Here is a 21,156-nt window from a genome sequence, read left to right on the forward strand (position 1 = left end):
TCGATGAGGAGTGTATCCCGCATGCGCATGGGACTACACCCTGGCCGTTCAGCCAACGTCACGGACGCATGCAGCCACGGCGCGAACGCGTTGGTAGAATTCGACACTGTTCCGCTTGCGGTCTCTTCACCCCGTTCCTCGCAATCATTCATGTCCCGTCCGCTCGAAATTCTCAATGAAGTCTTCGGCTATCCCGCGTTCAGGGGACAGCAAGCGGAAATAGTCGAGCATGTGGCCGGCGGTGGCGATTGCCTCGTGTTGATGCCAACCGGCGGCGGGAAATCGCTGTGCTATCAGATCCCGTCGCTGGTTCGACGTGAGCGGGCGTTGGGTGCGGGCATCGTCGTGTCGCCGCTGATTGCGCTGATGCACGACCAGGTCGCGGCACTCACCGAAGTCGGCGTGCGCGCCGCTTATCTGAATTCGACGTTGTCCGGCGCGCAAGCGGCTGCGACCGAGCGTGCGCTGCGCGACGGCGATATCGATCTGCTCTATGTCGCGCCCGAGCGCCTGATGACGCCGCGCTTTCTGGAGTTGCTCGAACGCGCGCGCATCGGGTTATTTGCGATCGACGAAGCGCACTGCGTATCGCAATGGGGGCACGATTTCCGCCCTGAATATATCCAGTTGTCCGTGCTGCACGAGCGGTTTCCGTCGGTGCCGCGCATCGCGCTTACCGCGACTGCCGATGCGATCACGCGCGACGAAATCATTCATCGTCTTGCGCTGGACGATGCACGCGTGTTCGTGTCGAGTTTCGACCGGCCGAACATCCGGTACCGGATCGTCGAGAAAGACAACGCGCGCTCACAGTTGCTCGACTTTATCCGCGCGGAACACACGCGGCCTGATGGCACGACCGACGCCGGCGTTGTTTATTGCCTGTCGCGGCGCAAGGTCGAGGAAACCGCTGAGTGGCTTCAGGGGCAGGGCGTTCGTGCACTGCCCTATCACGCCGGGATGGAATTCGAAGCCCGGCAGCAACATCAGGAGACCTTTCAGCGAGAGGAGGGTGTCGTCATCTGCGCGACGATCGCATTCGGCATGGGCATCGATAAGCCGGACGTGCGTTTCGTCGCGCACCTCGATTTGCCGAAGAGCGTCGAAGGCTATTACCAGGAAACTGGCCGCGCGGGGCGCGACGGCCTGCCGGCGAACGCGTGGATGGCCTACGGTTTGGGTGACGTCGTGCAGCAGCGGAAGATGATCGACGAATCGGATGCCGACGATGCACACAAGCGCGTCCAGACCAGCAAGCTCGACGCGCTGCTGGGTCTGTGCGAAACAGCCGCCTGCCGGCGTGTGCGGCTGCTTGGCTATTTCGGTGAAGCGAGCGAGCCTTGCGGTAACTGCGACACATGCCTCGAGCCGCCCGCGTCCTGGGACGCGACGCGTGAGTCCCAGATGGCGCTGTCATGCGTGTTTCGTGCACAGCGCGCAAGCGGCTTTAACTTCGGTGCTGGGCACCTGATCGATATCCTGCGTGGTAACCGTAACGAAAAGATATTGCAGCGCGGCCACGACCGGTTGAGCACCTTTGGAATCGGTTCGGCCCTGACCGAGCCCGAATGGCGAGCGGTGTTCCGGCAACTCGTCGCGTTTGGCTTTCTGGCGGTCGATCACGACGGGTTTGGCGCACTCGTGCTGACCGAAGCCAGCAAGCCCGTTCTCAAGGGCGAGCAGAAAGTCACGATGCGTCGATATGTGAAGCCGACGCGTTCCCGCCAGACGTCCGGACGCACCAGCGAACGCGCCGATCCGACCATTGGCATGAGCGCGCGGGAGCGGGCCCGCTGGGAGCGGCTGCGCGCGTGGCGTTCCGAGACAGCGAAAAGCGATGGCGTACCGGCCTACGTCATCTTTCACGACGCGACGTTGGCCGAGATTGCCCGCAGTGAGCCGGATTCACTCGAGGACTTGCGCCAAATTCCGGGCATGGGTGCTCGCAAGCTGGATCGATTCGGGGCGGAACTGCTGGAAGTCGTGGCGGCCGACTGAGCCCGCCAGTCCGTCAGCAGCTTGCCGAGGGTCGCAACTTGTTGACTCTTTTAATATTTTCGGAATATCATGCTGGGTTCCGGTTCTTGGAGTGTCTTCGCGCGCGCTCGATTCGTTTGAGTTTGCGCGTTTGTCATCGAAGTAGTCATCGAACCGGAGTTCGATGCGTAGCCGTTTTCGCTTTGCCCGGAAACGGATGCGTCGATTTTGTTCACTTTCAGGAATAAACAATGCCAACCATCAATCAACTGGTTCGCAAAGGCCGCACGTCGGAAACGGCGAAGAGCAAGAGCCCGGCCTTGCAGGACTGCCCTCAGCGTCGAGGCGTGTGCACCCGTGTGTACACCACGACGCCCAAGAAGCCGAACTCGGCGCTGCGTAAGGTCGCCAAGGTGCGCCTCACGAACGGCTTCGAAGTCATTTCGTACATCGGCGGTGAAGGTCACAACCTGCAGGAGCACTCGGTTGTGCTGATCCGCGGCGGTCGCGTGAAGGACTTGCCGGGTGTGCGTTATCACATGGTTCGTGGCTCGCTGGATACCCAGGGCGTCAAGGATCGCAAGCAGGCTCGTTCGAAGTACGGCGCCAAGCGCGCCAAGGCTGGCAAGTAAGTCGCCGGTCAGTTGTTTCAGGTCGCCTGCAAAGGCGTTATTGGCGGTGGTGCCGGATTGCCGGTGCTGTCGAGTAAGTGGTCACCCGACCGGGCTGGTAAGTCTCAGAAAGATGAATCGGGTTAGTTGGTGGCCGCGGAGCTGGGCGCGCAATAAGCGTCGCTCCAACTGAAAAGGTAAAGGAAGAAACATGCCGCGTCGTCGCGAAGTCCCCAAGCGGGAAGTGTTGCCGGATCCGAAATTCGGTAATGTTGATGTTGCAAAATTCATGAACGTGCTGATGCTCTCAGGCAAGAAGTCGGTTGCTGAGCGCATCGTGTACGGCGCTTTCGAACAGATCCAGACCAAGGGTGGCAAGGACCCGCTGGAAGTGTTCACGGTGGCGCTCAACAACGTTAAGCCGGTGGTCGAAGTGAAGAGCCGCCGCGTTGGTGGTGCGAACTATCAGGTTCCGGTCGAAGTGCGTCCGTCGCGTCGTATGGCATTGGCGATGCGCTGGTTGCGTGAGGCCGCGAAGAAGCGCAGTGAAAAGTCGATGGCGTTGCGTCTGGCCGGTGAACTGAGCGAAGCCGCTGAAGGTCGCGGAGGCGCGATGAAGAAGCGCGACGAAGTGCACCGGATGGCGGAAGCCAACAAGGCGTTCTCGCATTTCCGTTTCTAAGCATCCCGACCCCGGGTTAGCAGTCAATAACGGAAAGAATTTCCGGGCGGGTGCGCTAAACAGGCGCCTCGCCCGTTTGTGTTAGGGCGCGCGGGTATTTCACTCCCCAGCGCGTCATTCCCATAGAGGATCAAAGTGGCTCGCAAGACACCTATCGAGCGCTACCGCAACATCGGTATTAGCGCTCACATCGACGCCGGCAAAACGACGACGACCGAGCGCATTCTGTTTTACACCGGCGTGAACCACAAGATTGGTGAAGTGCACGACGGCGCTGCAACCATGGACTGGATGGAGCAGGAGCAGGAGCGCGGCATCACCATCACGTCCGCTGCCACGACCGCTTTCTGGAAGGGCATGGGCGGCAATTATCCTGAGCACCGGATCAACATCATCGATACGCCGGGGCACGTCGACTTCACGATCGAAGTCGAGCGCTCGATGCGCGTGCTCGACGGCGCATGCATGGTCTATTGCGCCGTGGGTGGTGTGCAGCCGCAATCGGAAACCGTGTGGCGCCAGGCGAACAAGTACAAGGTGCCGCGTCTTGCGTTCGTCAACAAGATGGACCGTACCGGCGCGAACTTCTTCAAGGTCTACGACCAGCTGAAGACGCGTCTGAAGGCGAACCCGGTTCCGGTCGTCGTGCCGATCGGTTCGGAAGAGAACTTCAAGGGCGTCGTCGATCTGCTGAAGATGAAAGCGATCATTTGGGACGAAGCGTCGCAAGGCACGAAGTTCGATTACATCGACATCCCGGCTGAACTTCTCGACACCTGCAATGAGTGGCGCGAAAAGATGATCGAGTCGGCTGCTGAAGCTAGCGAAGAGCTGATGGAAAAGTATCTCGGCGGCGACGAGCTGAGCGAGGCCGAGATCGTCAAGGCGCTGCGCGATCGCACGATTGCGTGCGAGATCCAGCCGATGCTGTGCGGTACCGCGTTCAAGAACAAGGGCGTGCAACGCATGCTCGACGCTGTGATCGATTTCCTGCCGTCGCCGGTCGATATTCCGCCGGTGAAGGGCGAGCTCGAAAGCGGTGAGGCTGCGGAGCGCAAGGCGTCTGACGAAGAGAAGTTCTCGGCGCTCGCGTTCAAGATCATGACGGACCCGTTCGTCGGTCAGCTGATCTTCTTCCGCGTCTATTCGGGCATCGTGAATTCGGGCGACACTGTGATGAATTCGACGAAGGGCAAGAAGGAACGCCTCGGCCGTATTCTGCAGATGCATGCCAACCAGCGTGAAGAAATCAAGGAAGTGCGCGCGGGTGACATCGCTGCAGCGGTCGGCTTGAAAGAAGCAACCACGGGCGATACGCTGTGCGATCCGACCGATCCGATCGTGCTCGAGCGCATGATTTTCCCGGAGCCGGTTATTTCGCAGGCCGTCGAGCCGAAGACCAAGGCAGACCAGGAAAAGATGGGCATGGCGCTGAATCGTCTCGCGCAGGAAGACCCGTCGTTCCGCGTGCAAACGGACGAAGAGTCGGGCCAGACGATCATTTCGGGCATGGGCGAACTGCACCTCGAAATTCTGGTTGATCGGATGAAGCGTGAGTTCGGCGTTGAGGCGACCGTTGGCAAGCCGCAGGTTGCTTACCGTGAAACGATCCGCAGCACGGCTGCAGACGTCGAAGGCAAGTTCGTCAAGCAGTCGGGTGGTCGCGGCCAGTACGGCCACGCGGTGATTACGCTCGAGCCGAACGAGCAGGGCAAGGGCTACACGTTCCTTGATGAAATCAAGGGCGGCGTGATTCCGCGTGAATACATTCCGGCGGTTGACAAGGGTATCCAGGAAACGCTGAAGGCGGGCGTGCTGGCGGGCTTCCCGGTCGTCGACGTGAAGGTTCACCTGACGTTCGGTTCGTACCACGACGTTGACTCGAACGAAAACGCGTTTCGCATGGCCGGCTCGATGGCGTTCAAGGACGCGATGCGCAAGGCGAACCCGGTCATCCTCGAGCCGATGATGGCGGTCGAAGTGGAAACGCCGGAAGACTACATGGGTAACGTGATGGGTGACCTGTCGGGCCGTCGCGGTATCGTGCAGGGCATGGAAGATATGGTGGGCGGCGGCAAGATCGTCCGCGCCGAGGTGCCGCTGTCGGAGATGTTTGGCTACTCGACGTCGCTGCGCTCGCTCACGCAAGGTCGCGCAACGTATACGATGGAGTTCAAGCACTACGCCGAAGCGCCGCGTAACGTCTCCGAAGCGATCATCAACGCGAAGGCGAAGTAATCATTCGGCAACGCAAGCGCCGATCAACTTTTTTGAAAGAAGAGAAACATGGCTAAAGGTAAATTCGAACGGACCAAGCCGCACGTGAACGTGGGCACGATCGGTCACGTTGACCACGGCAAGACCACGCTGACGGCGGCGATCACGACGGTGCTGACCGCGAAGTTCGGCGGGGAAGCGAAGGCGTACGACCAGATCGACGCGGCGCCGGAAGAGAAGGCGCGCGGCATCACGATCAACACGGCGCACGTGGAGTACGAGACGGCGAACCGTCACTACGCGCACGTTGACTGCCCGGGACACGCGGACTACGTGAAGAACATGATCACGGGTGCGGCGCAGATGGACGGCGCGATTCTGGTGTGCTCGGCCGCGGACGGCCCGATGCCGCAAACGCGCGAGCACATCCTGCTGGCGCGCCAGGTGGGGGTGCCGTACATCATCGTGTTCCTGAACAAGTGCGACATGGTGGACGACGCGGAACTGCTCGAGCTGGTGGAAATGGAAGTGCGCGAGCTGCTGTCGAAGTACGACTTCCCGGGCGACGACACGCCGATCATCAAGGGCTCGGCGAAGCTGGCGCTGGAAGGCGACAAGGGCGAGCTGGGTGAAGTGGCGATCATGAACCTGGCCGACGCGCTGGACACGTACATCCCGACGCCGGAGCGCGCGGTGGACGGAGCGTTCCTGATGCCGGTGGAAGACGTGTTCTCGATCTCGGGGCGTGGTACGGTGGTGACGGGACGTATCGAGCGAGGCGTGATCAAGGTCGGCGAGGAAATCGAGATTGTCGGGATCAAGCCGACGGCGAAGACGACGTGCACGGGCGTGGAGATGTTCCGCAAGCTGCTGGATCAGGGTCAGGCGGGCGACAACGTGGGTATCCTGCTGCGCGGCACGAAGCGTGAAGACGTGGAGCGTGGCCAGGTGCTGGCCAAGCCGGGTTCGATCACGCCGCACACGCACTTCACGGCTGAAGTGTATGTGCTGAGCAAGGATGAGGGCGGCCGTCACACGCCGTTCTTCAACAACTACCGTCCGCAGTTCTACTTCCGCACGACGGATGTGACGGGCTCGATCGAGTTGCCGAAGGACAAGGAAATGGTGATGCCGGGCGACAACGTGTCGATCACGGTGAAGCTGATCGCGCCGATCGCGATGGAAGAAGGTCTGCGCTTCGCGATCCGCGAAGGTGGCCGTACCGTCGGCGCCGGTGTCGTCGCCAAGATCATCGAGTAAAATCGGCGGCTTGCCGTAAGTAGTGGATGGTGCCCGGGATGAGGGCACGCGCGCCTGGCGCAGGTCCTCATCCCTCGTTCTTTTTTAATCCGGCGGTGCAATATCGCCTCGCTCTTTTTAAGGAATCGTCATGCAGAACCAGAAAATCCGCATTCGCCTGAAGGCGTTCGACTATCGTCTGATCGACCAGTCGGCCGCCGAGATCGTCGACACCGCGAAGCGGACTGGCGCAATCGTTCGTGGTCCGGTGCCGCTGCCGACCCGCATTCAGCGCTTCGACATCTTGCGCTCGCCGCACGTCAACAAGACGTCGCGCGACCAGCTCGAAATCCGCACGCACCTGCGCCTGATGGACATCGTCGACCCGACCGATAAAACGGTCGACGCGCTGATGAAGCTCGACTTGCCGGCAGGCGTGGACGTCGAGATCAAGCTGCAATAAGCCTCACAGGGCACCCGGCTTGATGGGTGCTGCTAAGTCTTTGATTGCTTGCGGAAAACGAAAAGCCTCGCTATAATGCAAGGCTTTTCGCGCATTTGCGCAAAAAAGTCGTGGTAGTCGGCGCCGTAAAAGCGCCCGGAAGCACGGCATTTTGTAAATTAGCCCCGACCAATCGCAGTCGGGAATGGAGAAAACGATGAGCCTTGGACTCGTAGGTCGCAAGGTTGGCATGACCCGTATCTTCACGGCGGAAGGGGATTCGATTCCCGTCACCGTGCTGGACGTGTCCGACAACCGCGTGACGCAGATCAAGACTGTAGAAACCGACGGCTACACTGCCGTTCAGGTTGCGTTCGGTACGCGCCGTGCATCGCGCGTGACGAAGCCGCTCGCAGGTCATCTCGCCAAAGCCGGCGTTCAGGCTGGTGAAGTCCTCAAAGAATTCCGTATCGATGCCGCCAAGGCCGCCGAGTTGTCGAACGGCGCGATCGTGGGTCCGGACCTGTTCGAAGTAGGCCAGAAGGTCGACGTGCAAGGCGTGTCGATCGGTAAGGGCTATGCCGGCACGATCAAGCGCCACAACTTCAAGTCGAACCGTGCATCGCACGGTAACTCGAAGTCGCACAATGTGCCGGGTTCGATCGGTATGGCGCAGGACCCGGGTCGCGTGTTCCCGGGTAAGCGCATGACCGGTCACATGGGTGACGAGACGGTCACCGTGCAGAATCTCGAAATCGCTCGTATCGACGCTGAACGCAAGCTGCTGCTCGTGAAGGGCGCCGTTCCGGGCGCGAAGAACGGCAAGGTCTTTGTGACGCCGGCTGTGAAGGCGCCTGCTGCGAAAGGAGCGAAATAATGGAACTTAAGCTCCTGAATGCCAATGGTCAGGAAGGTGCGGCGGTCACCGCGTCGGACGTCGTGTTCGGCCGTGACTACAACGAAGCGCTGATCCACCAGATCGTGGTCGCGTATCAGGCCAACGCTCGCAGCGGCAATCGTGCGCAGAAAGACCGTCAACAGGTTAATCACTCGACGAAGAAGCCGTGGCGCCAGAAGGGTACGGGCCGTGCCCGTTCCGGTATGACGTCGAGCCCGTTGTGGCGCGGCGGTGGTCGTATCTTCCCGAACTCGCCCGAAGAAAACTTCGCGCACAAGGTCAACAAGAAGATGCATCGCGCAGGTCTCTGCTCGATCTTCTCGCAGCTGGCCCGCGAAGGCCGGATCTCGGTGGTCGACGAGCTCACGCTCGAGGCGCCGAAGACGAAGCTGCTGGCCGAGAAATTCAAGGCGATGGGTCTCGATTCCGTGCTGGTGATTACCGACACGGTTGACGAAAACCTGTACCTCGCCTCGCGCAACCTCGCCCACGTGGCGGTTGTCGAGCCGCGTTATGCCGACCCGCTGTCGCTGATCTACTTCAAGAAAGTGCTGATCACGAAGGCTGCGGTCGCCCAGATCGAGGAGTTGCTGTCATGAGCGAGATTCGCAAAAACGATCATCGTTTGATGCAGGTCCTGCTCGCGCCGGTGATCTCCGAAAAGGCGACGCTGGTGGCCGACAAGAACGAGCAAGTCGTGTTCGAAGTTGCGCCGGACGCCACGAAGCAGGAAGTGAAGGCTGCTGTCGAGCTGCTGTTCAAGGTGGAAGTCGATTCCGTCAACGTGCTGGTTCAGAAGGGCAAGGCAAAGCGCTTTGGCCGCTTCATGGGCAAGCGCAAGGACGTGAAGAAGGCGTACGTCTGCCTGAAGCCCGGCCAGGAAATCAACTTTGAAGCGGAGGCCAAGTAATCATGGCGCTCGTGAAAGTTAAGCCGACTTCGCCCGGTCGCCGCGCGATGGTCAAGGTGGTGAACAAGGACTTGCACAAAGGCAAGCCCTTCGTTCAACTGCTCGATACGCAGAAGTCGAAGGCAGGTCGTAACAACAACGGCCACATCACCACGCGCCATCAAGGCGGTGGTCACAAGCAGCACTATCGTGTCATCGACTTCCGTCGCACGAAGGACGGGATTCCCGCGAAGGTCGAGCGTCTGGAATACGACCCGAACCGTAGCGCACACATCGCGCTCGTGCTGTACGCGGACGGTGAGCGTCGCTACATCATCGCGCCGAAAGGCGTGACGGTTGGGCAGCAACTGCTGTCGGGCTCCGAAGCGCCGATCCGCGCAGGTAACACACTGCCGATCCGCAATATTCCGGTCGGTACGACGATTCACTGCATCGAAATGCTGCCGGGCAAAGGCGCGCAACTGGCGCGTTCGGCGGGCACGTCGGCGATGCTGATGGCTCGTGAAGGTACCTACGCCCAGGTTCGTCTGCGCTCGGGTGAAATCCGTCGCGTACACATTGAGTGCCGCGCGACCATCGGTGAAGTGGGCAACGAAGAGCACAGCCTGCGTCAAATTGGTAAGGCCGGTGCAAATCGTTGGCGCGGTATCCGTCCGACGGTGCGCGGCGTTGCCATGAACCCGATCGATCACCCGCACGGTGGCGGTGAGGGTAAGACGGCAGCAGGTCGCCATCCGGTGAGCCCGTGGGGTACGCCGACGAAGGGCTATCGCACCCGCAGCAACAAGCGCACGACGAGCATGATCGTCCAGCGCCGTCATAAGCGTTAAGGAGTAGGCAATGGCACGTTCAATCAAAAAAGGTCCGTTCTGCGACGCCCATTTGCTGAAGAAAGTTGAGGCGGCTGCAGCTTCGCGCGACAAGAAGCCGATCAAGACCTGGTCACGTCGCTCGACGATTCTGCCGGACTTCATCGGTCTGACGATCGCTGTTCACAACGGCCGTCAACACGTCCCGGTGTATGTCACGGAAAACATGGTCGGCCACAAGCTTGGCGAGTTCGCGTTGACCCGTACGTTCAAGGGACACGCGGCCGACAAGAAGGCCAAGAAATAAGGGGCAATCAAGATGGAAGTGAAAGCAATTCATCGCGGTGCCCGCATCTCGGCGCAGAAGACGCGCCTTGTGGCTGACCAGATCCGCGGTTTGCCGGTCGACAAGGCGCTGAACGTTCTGACGTTCTCGCCGAAGAAGGCGGCTGGCATCGTGAAGAAGGTCGTGCTGTCTGCGATCGCGAATGCGGAGCACAACGAAGGCGCCGACATCGACGAGCTCAAGATCAAGAGCATCTACGTCGACAAGGCTGCATCGCTCAAGCGTTTCACCGCGCGCGCGAAAGGCCGCGGCAACCGCATTGAGAAGCAATCCTGTCACATCACTGTGACGGTCGGGAATTAAGGGGTCATACGATGGGACAGAAAATTCATCCGACTGGCTTCCGTTTGGCCGTCAGCCGCAATTGGGCGTCGCGTTGGTACGCGAGCAATAACAATTTCGCGGCGATGTTGCAGGAAGACATCGGTGTTCGTGAATACCTGAAGAAGAAGCTGAAGAACGCTTCGGTTGGCCGTGTTGTGATCGAGCGTCCTGCGAAGAACGCGCGCATTACGATTTTCAGCTCGCGTCCTGGTGTGGTGATCGGCAAGAAGGGCGAAGACATCGAACTGTTGAAGTCGGAACTGCAGAAGCGTATGGGCGTTCCGGTTCACGTCAACATCGAAGAAATTCGCAAGCCGGAAACCGATGCACAACTGATCGCGGATTCGATTACGCAACAGCTCGAGCGCCGGATCATGTTCCGCCGCGCGATGAAGCGTGCGATGCAGAACGCGATGCGTCTGGGTGCGCAAGGCATCAAGATCATGAGCGCCGGCCGCCTGAACGGTATCGAAATCGCCCGTACCGAGTGGTATCGCGAAGGTCGCGTGCCGCTTCACACGCTGCGTGCCGACATCGACTACGCAACGTCGGAAGCAAAGACGACGTACGGCATCATCGGCGTGAAGGTGTGGGTCTACAAGGGCGACACGCTTGGTCGCAACGACGCGCCGGTGGTGGAAGAAGTGGCCGAAGAAAAGCGTCCGCGCCGCAACGCACGCCCGGGTGGCGATCGCCGTCCGCGTCGTGACGGTGAAGGCGGCGGCCCGGCAGGTGCGCGCCGCGGCGGTCCCCGTCGTGGCGGCGCTGGCGCCGGCGGCGATGGCAAGAGTGGAGAATAACCATGCTGCAACCGAAACGCAGGAAGTATCGCAAAGAGCAGAAGGGTCGTAACACTGGTGTAGCGACGCGCGGCAACGCTGTGTCGTTCGGTGAATACGGTCTGAAGGCTATCGGTCGCGGCCGCCTGACCGCGCGTCAAATTGAAGCGGCGCGTCGTGCAATGACGCGTCACATCAAGCGTGGCGGCCGTATCTGGATCCGCATTTTCCCGGACAAGCCGATCTCGCAAAAGCCGGCCGAAGTACGTATGGGTAACGGTAAGGGTAACCCGGAGTACTACGTCGCCGAGATTCAACCGGGCAAGATGCTGTACGAAATGGATGGCGTAACCGAAGAACTGGCACGCGAGGCGTTCCGTCTGGCTGCAGCGAAGCTGCCGCTGAAGACGACCTTCATCGTTCGTCAGCTTGGCGCCTAAGGAGTGATGATGAAGGCTTCCGAACTTCACCAGAAAGATAAGGCCGCGCTCAACAAGGAGCTGTCGGACCTGTTGAAGGCGCAATTCGGCCTGCGCATGCAGCTCGCGACCCAGCAGCTCACGAACACGAGCCAGCTGAAGAAGGTCCGTCGCGACATCGCACGTGTGCGGACCGTCCTGACTGAGAAGGCGAACCAGAAATGAACGATAGCGTAAAAACCTCGCTTAAGCGGACGCTGGTCGGCAAGGTCGTCAGCAACAAGATGGACAAGACGGTCACCGTGCTGGTCGAGCACCGAGTCAAGCACCCGATCTACGGCAAGTACGTCGTACGGTCGAAGAAGTACCACGCTCACGACGAAGCGAACACCTACAACGAGGGCGACCTCGTTGAAATCCAGGAAACCCGTCCGATTTCGAAGACGAAGGCCTGGACGGTGTCGCGTCTGGTTGAGGCTGCCCGCATCATCTAACGCGGTTGGCGCAGTCGAACACGTTGTTGAGTCGTAGAAGTAGTTGAAATCGCAGTAGATTTCGCTTGCCAGACCGAGATTATTTGATATAATCTCGGTCTTCCCTCTTTACGGGAGCCCAGCTGTTGCCTGCAGTTGGCAAGGCGGCGGGCGAGTCGTAGGTGGAAACCTCGGTGGGAAGCGGCGCAAGCAGCAGCCTGCGCTGAAGGCTTCGCCGGATTGCGATGGCGGGTTTCGTTGCCGTCGCTGCCTGTTCTAACCCAAGCAGCCACACGGCTGACGGGACCAAGACTGACCGGATGCGCCATGGTGGTGCGATCGGATTAAGTTGGGAAAAGTAAACCATGATCCAGACCGAAACTCGGCTTGAAGTGGCCGACAACACGGGTGCGCGTGAAGTCATGTGCATCAAGGTGCTCGGCGGCTCGAAGCGTCGTTATGCCAACATCGGCGACATCATCAAGGTGAGCGTCAAAGAGGCAACGCCGCGCGGGCGCGTGAAGAAAGGCGAAATCTATAACGCCGTGGTGGTTCGCACCGCCAAGGGCGTGCGCCGTCAAGACGGCTCGCTGATCAAGTTCGACGGCAACGCCGCCGTGCTTTTGAATACCAAGCTCGAGCCTATCGGTACCCGTATTTTCGGGCCGGTCACGCGTGAGTTGCGTAGCGAACGTTTCATGAAGATCGTTTCGCTCGCGCCGGAAGTGCTGTAAGGAGCCGAGATGAACAAGATTCGCAAAGGCGACGAAGTCATCGTCACGACCGGCAAGGACAAGGGCAAGCGCGGTGTGGTGCTGGCCCTTGGTGAAGGGCGGGTGACGGTCGAAGGCATCAATATCGCCAAGAAGCATGTGAAGCCGAACCCGATGAAAGGGACGACGGGTGGCGTGGAGGCGAAGGCAATGCCGCTCTCCATCTCGAACGTCGCTCTGGTCGACGCGAATGGCAAGCCCTCGCGTGTCGGCATCAAGGTCGAAGGGGACAAGAAGGTTCGTTTCCTGAAGACGACCGGTGCCGTGGTGGGCGCCTGACGCTGCGGAGTAAAAAATGGCACGTTTGCAAGAATTCTATAAAGAGAAGGTTGTTCCTGGCCTGATCGAGAAGTTCGGCTACAAGTCCGTCATGGAAGTGCCGCGCATCACCAAGATCACGCTGAACATGGGTCTTGGCGAAGCCGTCGCTGACAAGAAGATCATCGAGAACGCCGTTGGCGATCTGACGAAGATCGCGGGTCAGAAGCCGGTGATCACGAAAGCGCGCAAGGCAATCGCGGGCTTCAAGATTCGCCAGGGTTATCCGATCGGAGCAATGGTCACGCTGCGTGGCCAGGCGATGTACGAATTTCTCGACCGTTTCGTGACGGTTGCGCTCCCCCGTGTGCGCGACTTTCGCGGTGTGTCGGGCCGTGCATTCGACGGTCGTGGCAACTACAACATCGGTGTGAAAGAGCAGATCATTTTCCCCGAAATTGACTACGACAAGATTGACGCGCTGCGTGGGCTGAACATCAGCATCACGACGACTGCGAAGACCGACGACGAAGCGAAGGCACTGCTCGCCAGCTTCAAGTTCCCGTTCAGAAACTGAGGTTACCGTGGCTAAACTGGCACTGATCGAACGTGAAAAGAAGCGTGCTCGCCTCGTCGCGAAATATGCGGCCAAGCGTGCAGCGCTGAAGGCGATCATCGATGACGTGAGCAAGTCCGACGAAGAGCGTTATGCGGCTCGTCTGGATATGCAACAACTGCCGCGCAATGCAAACCCGACGCGCCAGCGCAACCGCTGTGCGATCACGGGTCGTCCGCGCGGCACGTTCCGTAAATTCGGGCTGGCCCGTAACAAGATTCGCGAAATCGCGTTCCGCGGCGAGATCCCTGGCCTGACCAAGGCGAGCTGGTAATAGGAGAAACATAAGATGAGCATGAGTGATCCTATCGCCGATATGCTGACTCGCATCCGCAATGCGCAGATGGTCGAGAAAGTTTCGGTGACGATGCCCTCGTCGAAGGTCAAGATTGCGATCGCGCAGGTCCTGAAGGACGAAGGTTATATCGACGATTTCGCAGTGAAGTCCGAAGGCGCGAAGACGGAGCTGAATATCGCTCTGAAGTACTACGCCGGCCGTCCGGTTATTGAACGCCTTGAGCGCGTTTCGAAGCCTGGTCTGCGTGTGTACCGTGGCCGCAATGATATTCCGCAGGTCATGAATGGCCTTGGCGTTGCGATCGTTTCGACGCCGAAGGGTGTGATGACGGATCGCAAGGCGCGCGCTACTGGCGTCGGCGGCGAAGTCATCTGCTACGTTGCTTAAGGCCGAAAGGAGAGAGAAACATGTCTCGAGTAGGTAAAAGCCCGATCGTGCTGAAAGGCGCCGAAGTGGTTGTCAGCGACGAGCGTATTACCGTCAAGGGCCCGCTGGGTACGATCTGGCAAATTGCGAATCGTCTGGTGAAGGTGGTGAACGACAACGGCACGGTGAAGTTCGAGCCGGTTGACGGGAGCCGCGAAGCAAATGCGATGTCGGGCACGATGCGCGCACTGGTTGCGAACATGGTGAGCGGCGTTACCAAGGGTTTCGAGCGCAAGCTGACGCTGGTTGGCGTTGGTTATCGTGCGCAAGCGCAAGGCGACAAGCTGAACCTGTCGCTGGGTTTCTCGCACCCGGTGGTGCACCAGATGCCGGAAGGCGTGAAGGCCGAAACCCCGTCGCAAACGGAAATCGTGATCAAGGGGATCGACAAGCAGAAGGTTGGCCAGGTTGCCGCCGAAGTGCGCGGTTACCGTCCGCCGGAGCCCTATAAGGGCAAAGGCGTACGCTATGCCGACGAGGTCGTGATCCTCAAAGAAACGAAGAAGAAGTAAGGGTGCGCAATCATGGATAAGACTCAATCTCGCCTGCGCCGCGCTCGTCAGACGCGTATCAAGATCGCTGAGCTGCAGGTCGCGCGCCTGGCTGTTCACCGCACGAACACGCATATCTATGCACAAGTGTTCTCGCCGTGCGGCACGAAGGTGCTCGCCAGCGCATCGACGCTCGAAGCCGAAGTGCGTGCGCAGCTCGCCGACCAGTCGGGCAAGGGTGGCAATGTTGCCGCTGCGACCCTGATCGGCAAGCGCATTGCTGAAAAGGCCAAGGCTGCCGGCATCGAATCCGTCGCCTTCGACCGCTCGGGTTTCCGCTACCACGGCCGCGTCAAGGCGCTGGCTGAAGCGGCGCGCGAAGCCGGGCTCAAGTTCTAAGGGAAGGAATTCGTCATGGCAAAGATGCAAGCGAAAGTTCAGGCTGACGAGCGCGACGACGGCCTTCGCGAAAAGATGATCGCGGTCAATCGCGTGACCAAGGTGGTGAAGGGCGGCCGGATTCTCGGCTTCGCGGCACTGACCGTGGTTGGAGATGGCGACGGCCGCGTCGGTATGGGCAAGGGCAAGGCGAAGGAAGTGCCGGTTGCTGTCCAGAAGGCGATGGAACAGGCACGCCGCAACATGTTCAAGGTGCCGCTCAAGAACGGCACGCTGCAACACGAAGTGCACGGCAAGCACGGTGCGTCGATGGTTCTGCTCGCTCCGGCGAAGGACGGTACCGGTGTGATCGCCGGCGGCCCGATGCGCGCAGTGTTCGACGTGATGGGTGTGCAGAACGTCGTGGCTAAAAGCCACGGATCGACGAACCCGTACAACCTCGTTCGTGCGACGCTCGACGGTCTGCGCAAGCAGTCCACGCCGGCTGATATCGCAGCCAAGCGCGGCAAGTCCGTCGAAGATATTCTGGGCTAAAGGTGGGCACGATGTCTGAAAAAACTGTGAAGGTTCAGCTCGTCAAGAGCCTGATCGGCACCCGCGAATCGCACCGCGCAACGGTGCGCGGTTTGGGCCTGCGCCGACTCAACTCGGTTAGCGAACTGCAGGACACGCCGGCTGTGCGCGGCATGATCAACAAGGTCTCGTACCTCGTTAAGGTCATCGGCTAAGCGGTTGGTCGGGTACTCAAGGAGTTGATAATGGAATTGAATAACCTGAAGCCGGCAGCAGGCTCGAAGCACGCCAAGCGGCGCGTCGGTCGCGGCATCGGCTCCGGCCTCGGCAAGACCGCGGGTCGTGGTCACAAGGGTCAGAAAGCGCGTTCGGGCGGCTTCCACAAAGTCGGCTTCGAAGGCGGTCAAATGCCTCTGCAGCGTCGTCTGCCGAAGCGCGGCTTCACGTCGTGGACGAAGGAGTTCGTCGGCGAAGTGCGGTTGGGTGATCTCGAGAAGCTGCCGGTCGACGAAATCGATCTGCTCGCGCTCAAGCAAGCCGGTCTGGTTGGTGAGCTGACCAGGAGCGCCAAGATCATCGCGACGGGCGAGCTGAAGCGCAAGATCGTCGTGAAGGGCTTGGGTGCGACGAAGGGCGCGCGCGCTGCGATCGAGGCAGCGGGCGGCTCTTTTGCCGAGTAACGAGCAAGTCGATTGCCGTCACTAGCATTTGCATCGGAGAAGGTACTTGGCTAACAGTCCGAGTCTCGCAAAACCGGGTCGCAGCGCGGCGAAGTTCGGCGACCTGCGTCGGCGGGCAGTGTTTCTGCTGCTGGCGCTGGTCGTCTACCGTATCGGCGCGCACATTCCGGTGCCGGGTATTGACCCGGATCAACTGGCGAAGCTGTTCCAGAGCCAGGCGGGCGGCATCCTGGGCATGTTCAACATGTTCTCGGGTGGCGCGCTTTCGCGATTCACGGTGTTTGCACTGGGGATCATGCCGTACATCTCGGCATCGATCATCATGCAACTGCTGGCAATCGTGTCGCCGCAGCTGGAGGCGCTAAAGAAGGAAGGGCAGGCCGGGCAGCGGAAGATCACGCAATACACGCGCGTCTTCACGGTCCTGCTTGCGACCTTCCAGGCCTTCGGTATTGCGGTGGCGCTCGAGAATCAACCTGGCCTCGTGATCGATCCAGGCATGGTGTTTCGCCTGACGACGGTTGTGACGCTGGTGACCGGTACGATGTTCCTGATGTGGCTCGGTGAGCAGATCACTGAGCGTGGTCTGGGCAACGGCATCTCGATCATTATTTTCGGCGGGATCGCGGCGGGTTTCCCGAATGCGATCGGTGGTCTCTTTGAGCTGGTGCGTACCGGCTCGATGTCGATCATCTCCGCGATCATCGTGGTCGCGCTGATTGCCGCCGTGACGTACGTGGTGGTGTTCATCGAACGCGGTCAGCGCAAGATTCTTGTGAACTACGCGAAGCGGCAGGTGGGCAACAAGATTTACGGCGGTCAGTCGTCGCATCTGCCGCTGAAGTTGAACATGTCGGGCGTGATTCCGCCGATCTTCGCATCGTCGATCATCCTGTTCCCGGCCACGATTCTGAGCTGGTTCAGCTCCGGATCGAGCAACGGCGGCTGGTTTGCAGACACCCTGCACAACGTGGCAGAGGCGCTGAAGCCGGGCCAACCGGTGTATGTGTTGTTGTATGCATTGGCGATCGTATTCTTCTGCTTTTTTTACACCGCGCTGGTGTTCAACAGCAGGGAAACGGCCGACAACCTGAAGAAGAGCGGCGCATTCGTTCCGGGCATTCGTCCGGGCGACCAGACGGCACGCTATATCGACCGGATTCTCACGCGTCTGACGCTGGCCGGTGCGATCTATATCGTGTTCGTTTGCCTGCTGCCGGAGTTTTTGGTGCTGCGCTGGAATGTGCCGTTTTATTTTGGTGGAACGTCGCTGCTGATCATTGTTGTCGTCACCATGGACTTCATGGCGCAGGTGCAGTCGTACGTTATGTCGCAACAGTATGAATCGCTGCTGAAGAAAGCCAATTTCAAAGGCGGCGGCGTCCCAATGCGCTAAAGGACTTATGGCCAAAGACGATGTCATCCAGATGCAGGGCGAAGTGATTGAGAACCTGCCTAACGCTACCTTCAGGGTAAAGCTGGAGAACGGCCATGTCGTATTGGGACATATCTCCGGCAAGATGCGGATGCACTACATCCGTATCCTGCCGGGCGACAAGGTGACGGTTGAGTTGACGCCTTACGATCTGTCGCGTGCGCGGATCGTGTTCCGGGCGAAGTGATTTGAAAAAAGGGTAATATCATGAAAGTGATGGCATCGGTTAAGCGCATCTGCCGCAATTGCAAGATCGTCAAGCGCAAAGGCGTTGTGCGCGTGATTTGCAGCTCTGATCCGCGCCACAAACAGCGTCAAGGCTAAACGACGCGCTTTTGCTTGCGCTTTTTGTTTGAGGAAAAACAATGGCTCGTATCGCAGGGGTGAATATCCCGAACCACCAGCATACCGAAATCGGCCTGACGGCTATTTACGGCATTGGCCGCACGCGCTCGCGCGTCATCTGCGACGCCGCTGGTGTGGCTTATTCGAAGAAGGTTAAAGACCTGAACGACGCAGACCTCGAAAAGCTGCGTGAAGAAATCGGCAAGTACGTCGTCGAAGGCGATCTGCGTCGCGAAACGACGATGAACATCAAGCGCCTGATGGACCTCGGCTGCTACCGCGGCGTGCGCCATCGTAAGGGCTTGCCTTTGCGCGGCCAGCGTACGCGTACCAACGCCCGTACGCGTAAGGGTCCGCGTCGTGCAGCGCAAGCGCTGAAGAAGTAAGCGGCACTGACAGTTACAGGAAAACGTATGGCTAAGGCTTCGAACAACACCGCGGCGCAACGCGTTCGCAAGAAGGTCAAGAAGAACGTCGCCGAGGGCGTGGTTCACGTTCACGCGTCGTTCAACAACACCATCATCACGATCACCGATCGTCAAGGCAACGCGCTTGCCTGGGCGACGTCGGGTGGGCAGGGCTTCAAGGGTTCGCGTAAATCGACCCCGTTTGCAGCTCAGGTCGCAGCCGAATCGGCTGGCCGTGTGGCGATGGAATACGGCGTGAAGAACCTCGAAGTGCGGATCAAGGGCCCGGGCCCTGGCCGTGAGTCCGCGGTGCGCGCGTTGCATGGTCTTGGTATCAAGATCACCGCGATTTCCGACGTGACGCCGGTTCCGCACAACGGTTGCCGTCCGCCGAAGCGCCGTCGTATCTAAGACGCGCTACTGCTTGCGCCTGTTGTCGCCGAGCTGTGGCATCGGCGGCAACGGGCGGCTTGCGTTATTGAATTGACTAAGCCCACCGTTCAACCCAAAGGGTTCGGACTAGCGTGAACGAGAGTTCACGTGATCAAACATAGAAGGAAAGCAACGTGGCACGCTATATCGGCCCTAAAGCCAAGCTATCTCGCCGTGAAGGCACCGACCTGTTCCTGAAGAGCGCGCGCCGTTCGCTTGCCGACAAGTGCAAACTTGATAGCAAGCCAGGCCAGCATGGCCGCACGTCGGGCGCGCGTACATCCGACTACGGCACGCAGCTGCGCGAAAAACAAAAAGTGAAGCGCATCTACGGCGTTCTCGAGCGCCAGTTCCGTCGTTACTTCGCCGAAGCCGATCGTCGCAAGGGCAACACGGGTGAAAACCTGTTGCAACTGCTCGAGTCGCGTCTCGATAACGTCGTGTATCGCATGGGCTTCGGCTCGACGCGCGCTGAAGCGCGTCAGCTGGTCGGCCACAAGGCGATCACGGTGAATGGCTCGGTCGCGAACATCCCGTCGCTGCAAGTGAAGGCTGGCGACGTGGTGGCCGTACGCGAGCAGGCGAAGAAGCAGGCACGCATTCTTGAAGCGTTGTCGCTGGCTGAGCAAGGCGGGCTGCCGAGCTGGGTGTCTGTCGACACGAAGAAGTTCGAGGGCACCTTCAAGCAAATGCCGGAACGCAGCGACATCGCTGGCGATATCAACGAAAGCCTGATCGTCGAATTGTATTCGCGCTAATCGGATTGACGGCCGGGGTACCCTGATTGCGTTGCGCAAGGGGGCGCCTCGGCTGTTTATTTTCAGGTTGTTACCGGTCAGCCTTATCGGTGTAACGAGCCGAGGGTATTGAAAAGGAAAACCTATGCAAACCAGTTTGTTGAAACCCAAGATTATCGCTGTGGAATCGCTGGGCGAGAGCCACGCGAAGGTGGTCATGGAGCCGTTCGAACGCGGCTATGGGCACACCTTGGGTAACGCGCTTCGGCGCGTGTTGCTGTCGTCGATGATCGGCTACGCGCCGACCGAAGTGACGATCGCAGGCGTCGTGCATGAGTATTCGACGCTCGACGGTGTGCAGGAGGACGTGGTCAACCTGTTGCTGAACCTCAAGGGTGTGGTGTTCAAGCTGCATAACCGTGACGAAGTGACGGTTACGCTGCGCAAGGAAGGCGAAGGCGTCGTCACCGCAGGTGATATCGAACTCGCGCACGACTGCGAAGTGATCAACCCGGATCACGTGATTGCGCATCTGTCGAAGGGCGGCAAGCTCGACGTGCAGATCAAGGTTGAGAAGGGCCGTGGCTACGTGCCGGGCAACGTGCGTCGTTACGGTGAAGAGTCGGCCAAGATCATTGGCCGCATCGTACTGGACGCATCGTTCTCGCCGGTTCGCCGCGTGAGCTATGCCGTGGAGAGCGCGCGTGTCGAACAGCGTACCGACCTCGACAAGCTCGTGATGAACATCGAGACCAACGGTGTGATTTCGCCGGAAGAAGCGATTCGCCAATCGGCGCGCATTCTGGTTGATCAGTTGTCGGTGTTCGCTGCGCTGGAGGGCACGGAAGCCGCGGCAGAAGCACCGTCGCGCGCACCGCAGATCGATCCGATCCTGCTGCGTCCGGTCGACGACCTCGAGTTGACGGTCCGTTCGGCGAACTGCCTGAAGGCCGAAAACATCTACTACATCGGCGACCTGATCCAGCGCACTGAAAATGAACTGCTGAAGACGCCAAATCTGGGCCGCAAGTCGCTGAACGAGATCAAGGAAGTCCTCGCTTCGCGCGGCTTGACGCTCGGCATGAAGCTCGAGAACTGGCCGCCGGCTGGCCTCGACAAGTAAATCGCAGCGTATCGGTAGTAGCGGTAGCTGTCCTGCGACTGGTAAAGACGTGGATTTCCCTTTAAAATCCACGTCTTGCCGTTTTTTATACCGGCCC

33 protein-coding genes are annotated in these 21,156 nt (G+C 59.6%); all 33 read left to right on the forward strand.

Annotated elements, in window-relative coordinates:
- The first annotated feature begins 150 nt into the window (after positions 1 to 150).
- The 33 genes from recQ to HV796_RS17340 all read left to right on the forward strand — a co-directional run bounded on the left by recQ (position 151) and on the right by HV796_RS17340 (position 21,059).
- Positions 151 to 1,998 (forward strand): DNA helicase RecQ, encoded by a 1,848-nt coding sequence (gene recQ, locus HV796_RS17180; protein WP_175227706.1) that lies wholly within the window; start codon positions 151 to 153, stop codon positions 1,996 to 1,998.
- Between the two features lie 230 nt (positions 1,999 to 2,228).
- A complete protein-coding gene (gene rpsL / locus HV796_RS17185; RefSeq protein ID WP_173256831.1) occupies positions 2,229 to 2,609 on the forward strand; it encodes a 30S ribosomal protein S12 in 381 nt (126 codons plus the stop codon).
- Positions 2,610 to 2,799: 190 nt separating this feature from the next.
- A complete protein-coding gene (rpsG, locus tag HV796_RS17190; protein ID WP_006053291.1) occupies positions 2,800 to 3,270 on the forward strand; it encodes a 30S ribosomal protein S7 in 471 nt (156 codons plus the stop codon).
- 135 nt (positions 3,271 to 3,405) lie between these two features.
- A complete protein-coding gene (fusA, locus tag HV796_RS17195; protein ID WP_175227707.1) occupies positions 3,406 to 5,508 on the forward strand; it encodes an elongation factor G in 2,103 nt (700 codons plus the stop codon).
- A gap of 48 nt (positions 5,509 to 5,556) precedes the next feature.
- Positions 5,557 to 6,747 carry an elongation factor Tu gene (gene tuf / locus HV796_RS17200; RefSeq protein WP_175227697.1) on the forward strand — a complete coding sequence of 397 codons (1,191 nt, stop codon included), beginning with the start codon at positions 5,557 to 5,559 and terminating at the stop codon, positions 6,745 to 6,747.
- A gap of 130 nt (positions 6,748 to 6,877) precedes the next feature.
- The gene (gene rpsJ, locus HV796_RS17205; protein ID WP_017777154.1) at positions 6,878 to 7,189 is read left to right on the forward strand and encodes a 30S ribosomal protein S10; all 312 of its coding nucleotides are present in this window, start codon (positions 6,878 to 6,880) and stop codon (positions 7,187 to 7,189) included.
- 196 nt (positions 7,190 to 7,385) lie between these two features.
- The gene (gene rplC / locus HV796_RS17210) at positions 7,386 to 8,045 is read left to right on the forward strand and encodes a 50S ribosomal protein L3 (protein WP_175227708.1); all 660 of its coding nucleotides are present in this window, start codon (positions 7,386 to 7,388) and stop codon (positions 8,043 to 8,045) included.
- Positions 8,045 to 8,665: a 50S ribosomal protein L4 gene (gene rplD / locus HV796_RS17215; protein WP_175227709.1), complete on the forward strand. Its 621-nt coding sequence runs from the start codon at positions 8,045 to 8,047 to the stop codon at positions 8,663 to 8,665. Before rplC ends, rplD begins: the two co-directional genes overlap by 1 nt.
- The gene (gene rplW / locus HV796_RS17220) at positions 8,662 to 8,976 is read left to right on the forward strand and encodes a 50S ribosomal protein L23 (protein WP_075158350.1); all 315 of its coding nucleotides are present in this window, start codon (positions 8,662 to 8,664) and stop codon (positions 8,974 to 8,976) included. The genes rplD and rplW overlap by 4 nt, the downstream gene beginning before the upstream one ends.
- Before the next feature lie 2 nt (positions 8,977 to 8,978).
- Entirely contained in the window at positions 8,979 to 9,806 is an 828-nt protein-coding gene (gene rplB / locus HV796_RS17225) for a 50S ribosomal protein L2 (protein ID WP_175227710.1), read from the forward strand.
- Positions 9,807 to 9,816: 10 nt separating this feature from the next.
- Complete coding sequence (gene rpsS, locus HV796_RS17230; RefSeq protein WP_006998484.1) at positions 9,817 to 10,092, forward strand: 30S ribosomal protein S19; 276 nt, start codon at positions 9,817 to 9,819, stop codon at positions 10,090 to 10,092.
- 12 nt (positions 10,093 to 10,104) lie between these two features.
- Positions 10,105 to 10,434 carry a 50S ribosomal protein L22 gene (gene rplV, locus HV796_RS17235; RefSeq protein WP_004199272.1) on the forward strand — a complete coding sequence of 110 codons (330 nt, stop codon included), beginning with the start codon at positions 10,105 to 10,107 and terminating at the stop codon, positions 10,432 to 10,434.
- Positions 10,435 to 10,445: 11 nt separating this feature from the next.
- Entirely contained in the window at positions 10,446 to 11,255 is an 810-nt protein-coding gene (gene rpsC / locus HV796_RS17240; protein WP_134197247.1) for a 30S ribosomal protein S3, read from the forward strand.
- Between the two features lie 2 nt (positions 11,256 to 11,257).
- Positions 11,258 to 11,674: a 50S ribosomal protein L16 gene (rplP, locus tag HV796_RS17245; RefSeq protein WP_075158347.1), complete on the forward strand. Its 417-nt coding sequence runs from the start codon at positions 11,258 to 11,260 to the stop codon at positions 11,672 to 11,674.
- Between the two features lie 9 nt (positions 11,675 to 11,683).
- Positions 11,684 to 11,878, forward strand: coding sequence for a 50S ribosomal protein L29 (gene rpmC, locus HV796_RS17250; protein WP_075159014.1), 195 nt, complete (start codon positions 11,684 to 11,686; stop codon positions 11,876 to 11,878).
- The gene (rpsQ, locus tag HV796_RS17255) at positions 11,875 to 12,147 is read left to right on the forward strand and encodes a 30S ribosomal protein S17 (protein ID WP_175227711.1); all 273 of its coding nucleotides are present in this window, start codon (positions 11,875 to 11,877) and stop codon (positions 12,145 to 12,147) included. The genes rpmC and rpsQ overlap by 4 nt, the downstream gene beginning before the upstream one ends.
- A 344-nt stretch (positions 12,148 to 12,491) precedes the next feature.
- Positions 12,492 to 12,860 (forward strand): 50S ribosomal protein L14, encoded by a 369-nt coding sequence (gene rplN / locus HV796_RS17260; RefSeq protein ID WP_012402188.1) that lies wholly within the window; start codon positions 12,492 to 12,494, stop codon positions 12,858 to 12,860.
- 9 nt (positions 12,861 to 12,869) lie between these two features.
- Positions 12,870 to 13,178, forward strand: a complete 309-nt coding sequence (rplX, locus tag HV796_RS17265; protein WP_175227712.1) for a 50S ribosomal protein L24 — start codon at positions 12,870 to 12,872, stop codon at positions 13,176 to 13,178.
- 16 nt (positions 13,179 to 13,194) lie between these two features.
- The gene (gene rplE / locus HV796_RS17270) at positions 13,195 to 13,734 is read left to right on the forward strand and encodes a 50S ribosomal protein L5 (protein ID WP_006052214.1); all 540 of its coding nucleotides are present in this window, start codon (positions 13,195 to 13,197) and stop codon (positions 13,732 to 13,734) included.
- A gap of 7 nt (positions 13,735 to 13,741) precedes the next feature.
- A complete protein-coding gene (gene rpsN, locus HV796_RS17275; protein WP_175227713.1) occupies positions 13,742 to 14,047 on the forward strand; it encodes a 30S ribosomal protein S14 in 306 nt (101 codons plus the stop codon).
- Positions 14,048 to 14,062: 15 nt separating this feature from the next.
- The gene (gene rpsH / locus HV796_RS17280) at positions 14,063 to 14,458 is read left to right on the forward strand and encodes a 30S ribosomal protein S8 (RefSeq protein ID WP_175227714.1); all 396 of its coding nucleotides are present in this window, start codon (positions 14,063 to 14,065) and stop codon (positions 14,456 to 14,458) included.
- A gap of 20 nt (positions 14,459 to 14,478) precedes the next feature.
- Complete coding sequence (gene rplF, locus HV796_RS17285) at positions 14,479 to 15,009, forward strand: 50S ribosomal protein L6 (RefSeq protein ID WP_175227715.1); 531 nt, start codon at positions 14,479 to 14,481, stop codon at positions 15,007 to 15,009.
- 12 nt (positions 15,010 to 15,021) lie between these two features.
- Positions 15,022 to 15,387 (forward strand): 50S ribosomal protein L18, encoded by a 366-nt coding sequence (gene rplR / locus HV796_RS17290; protein WP_175227716.1) that lies wholly within the window; start codon positions 15,022 to 15,024, stop codon positions 15,385 to 15,387.
- Positions 15,388 to 15,402: 15 nt separating this feature from the next.
- Positions 15,403 to 15,921 carry a 30S ribosomal protein S5 gene (rpsE, locus tag HV796_RS17295; protein WP_175227717.1) on the forward strand — a complete coding sequence of 173 codons (519 nt, stop codon included), beginning with the start codon at positions 15,403 to 15,405 and terminating at the stop codon, positions 15,919 to 15,921.
- An 11-nt stretch (positions 15,922 to 15,932) separates the two neighbouring features.
- Positions 15,933 to 16,115 carry a 50S ribosomal protein L30 gene (gene rpmD, locus HV796_RS17300; protein WP_004202755.1) on the forward strand — a complete coding sequence of 61 codons (183 nt, stop codon included), beginning with the start codon at positions 15,933 to 15,935 and terminating at the stop codon, positions 16,113 to 16,115.
- Positions 16,116 to 16,145: 30 nt separating this feature from the next.
- Complete coding sequence (gene rplO / locus HV796_RS17305) at positions 16,146 to 16,580, forward strand: 50S ribosomal protein L15 (protein ID WP_175227718.1); 435 nt, start codon at positions 16,146 to 16,148, stop codon at positions 16,578 to 16,580.
- Positions 16,581 to 16,626: 46 nt separating this feature from the next.
- Entirely contained in the window at positions 16,627 to 17,976 is a 1,350-nt protein-coding gene (gene secY / locus HV796_RS17310; RefSeq protein ID WP_175227719.1) for a preprotein translocase subunit SecY, read from the forward strand.
- Between the two features lie 7 nt (positions 17,977 to 17,983).
- Complete coding sequence (infA, locus tag HV796_RS17315) at positions 17,984 to 18,202, forward strand: translation initiation factor IF-1 (protein WP_004521905.1); 219 nt, start codon at positions 17,984 to 17,986, stop codon at positions 18,200 to 18,202.
- A gap of 20 nt (positions 18,203 to 18,222) precedes the next feature.
- A complete protein-coding gene (gene rpmJ, locus HV796_RS17320) occupies positions 18,223 to 18,339 on the forward strand; it encodes a 50S ribosomal protein L36 (RefSeq protein WP_175227720.1) in 117 nt (38 codons plus the stop codon).
- A 41-nt stretch (positions 18,340 to 18,380) separates the two neighbouring features.
- Positions 18,381 to 18,746 carry a 30S ribosomal protein S13 gene (gene rpsM, locus HV796_RS17325; RefSeq protein WP_175227721.1) on the forward strand — a complete coding sequence of 122 codons (366 nt, stop codon included), beginning with the start codon at positions 18,381 to 18,383 and terminating at the stop codon, positions 18,744 to 18,746.
- 27 nt (positions 18,747 to 18,773) lie between these two features.
- The gene (gene rpsK, locus HV796_RS17330; protein WP_017777173.1) at positions 18,774 to 19,178 is read left to right on the forward strand and encodes a 30S ribosomal protein S11; all 405 of its coding nucleotides are present in this window, start codon (positions 18,774 to 18,776) and stop codon (positions 19,176 to 19,178) included.
- Between the two features lie 155 nt (positions 19,179 to 19,333).
- Positions 19,334 to 19,957: a 30S ribosomal protein S4 gene (rpsD, locus tag HV796_RS17335; RefSeq protein ID WP_175227722.1), complete on the forward strand. Its 624-nt coding sequence runs from the start codon at positions 19,334 to 19,336 to the stop codon at positions 19,955 to 19,957.
- 124 nt (positions 19,958 to 20,081) lie between these two features.
- The gene (locus tag HV796_RS17340) at positions 20,082 to 21,059 is read left to right on the forward strand and encodes a DNA-directed RNA polymerase subunit alpha (RefSeq protein WP_027199071.1); all 978 of its coding nucleotides are present in this window, start codon (positions 20,082 to 20,084) and stop codon (positions 21,057 to 21,059) included.
- Positions 21,060 to 21,156: the final 97 nt, after the last annotated feature.

The sequence above is a fragment of the Paraburkholderia humisilvae genome, assembly GCF_902859855.1.
Classification (GTDB): Bacteria; Pseudomonadota; Gammaproteobacteria; order Burkholderiales; family Burkholderiaceae; genus Paraburkholderia; species Paraburkholderia humisilvae.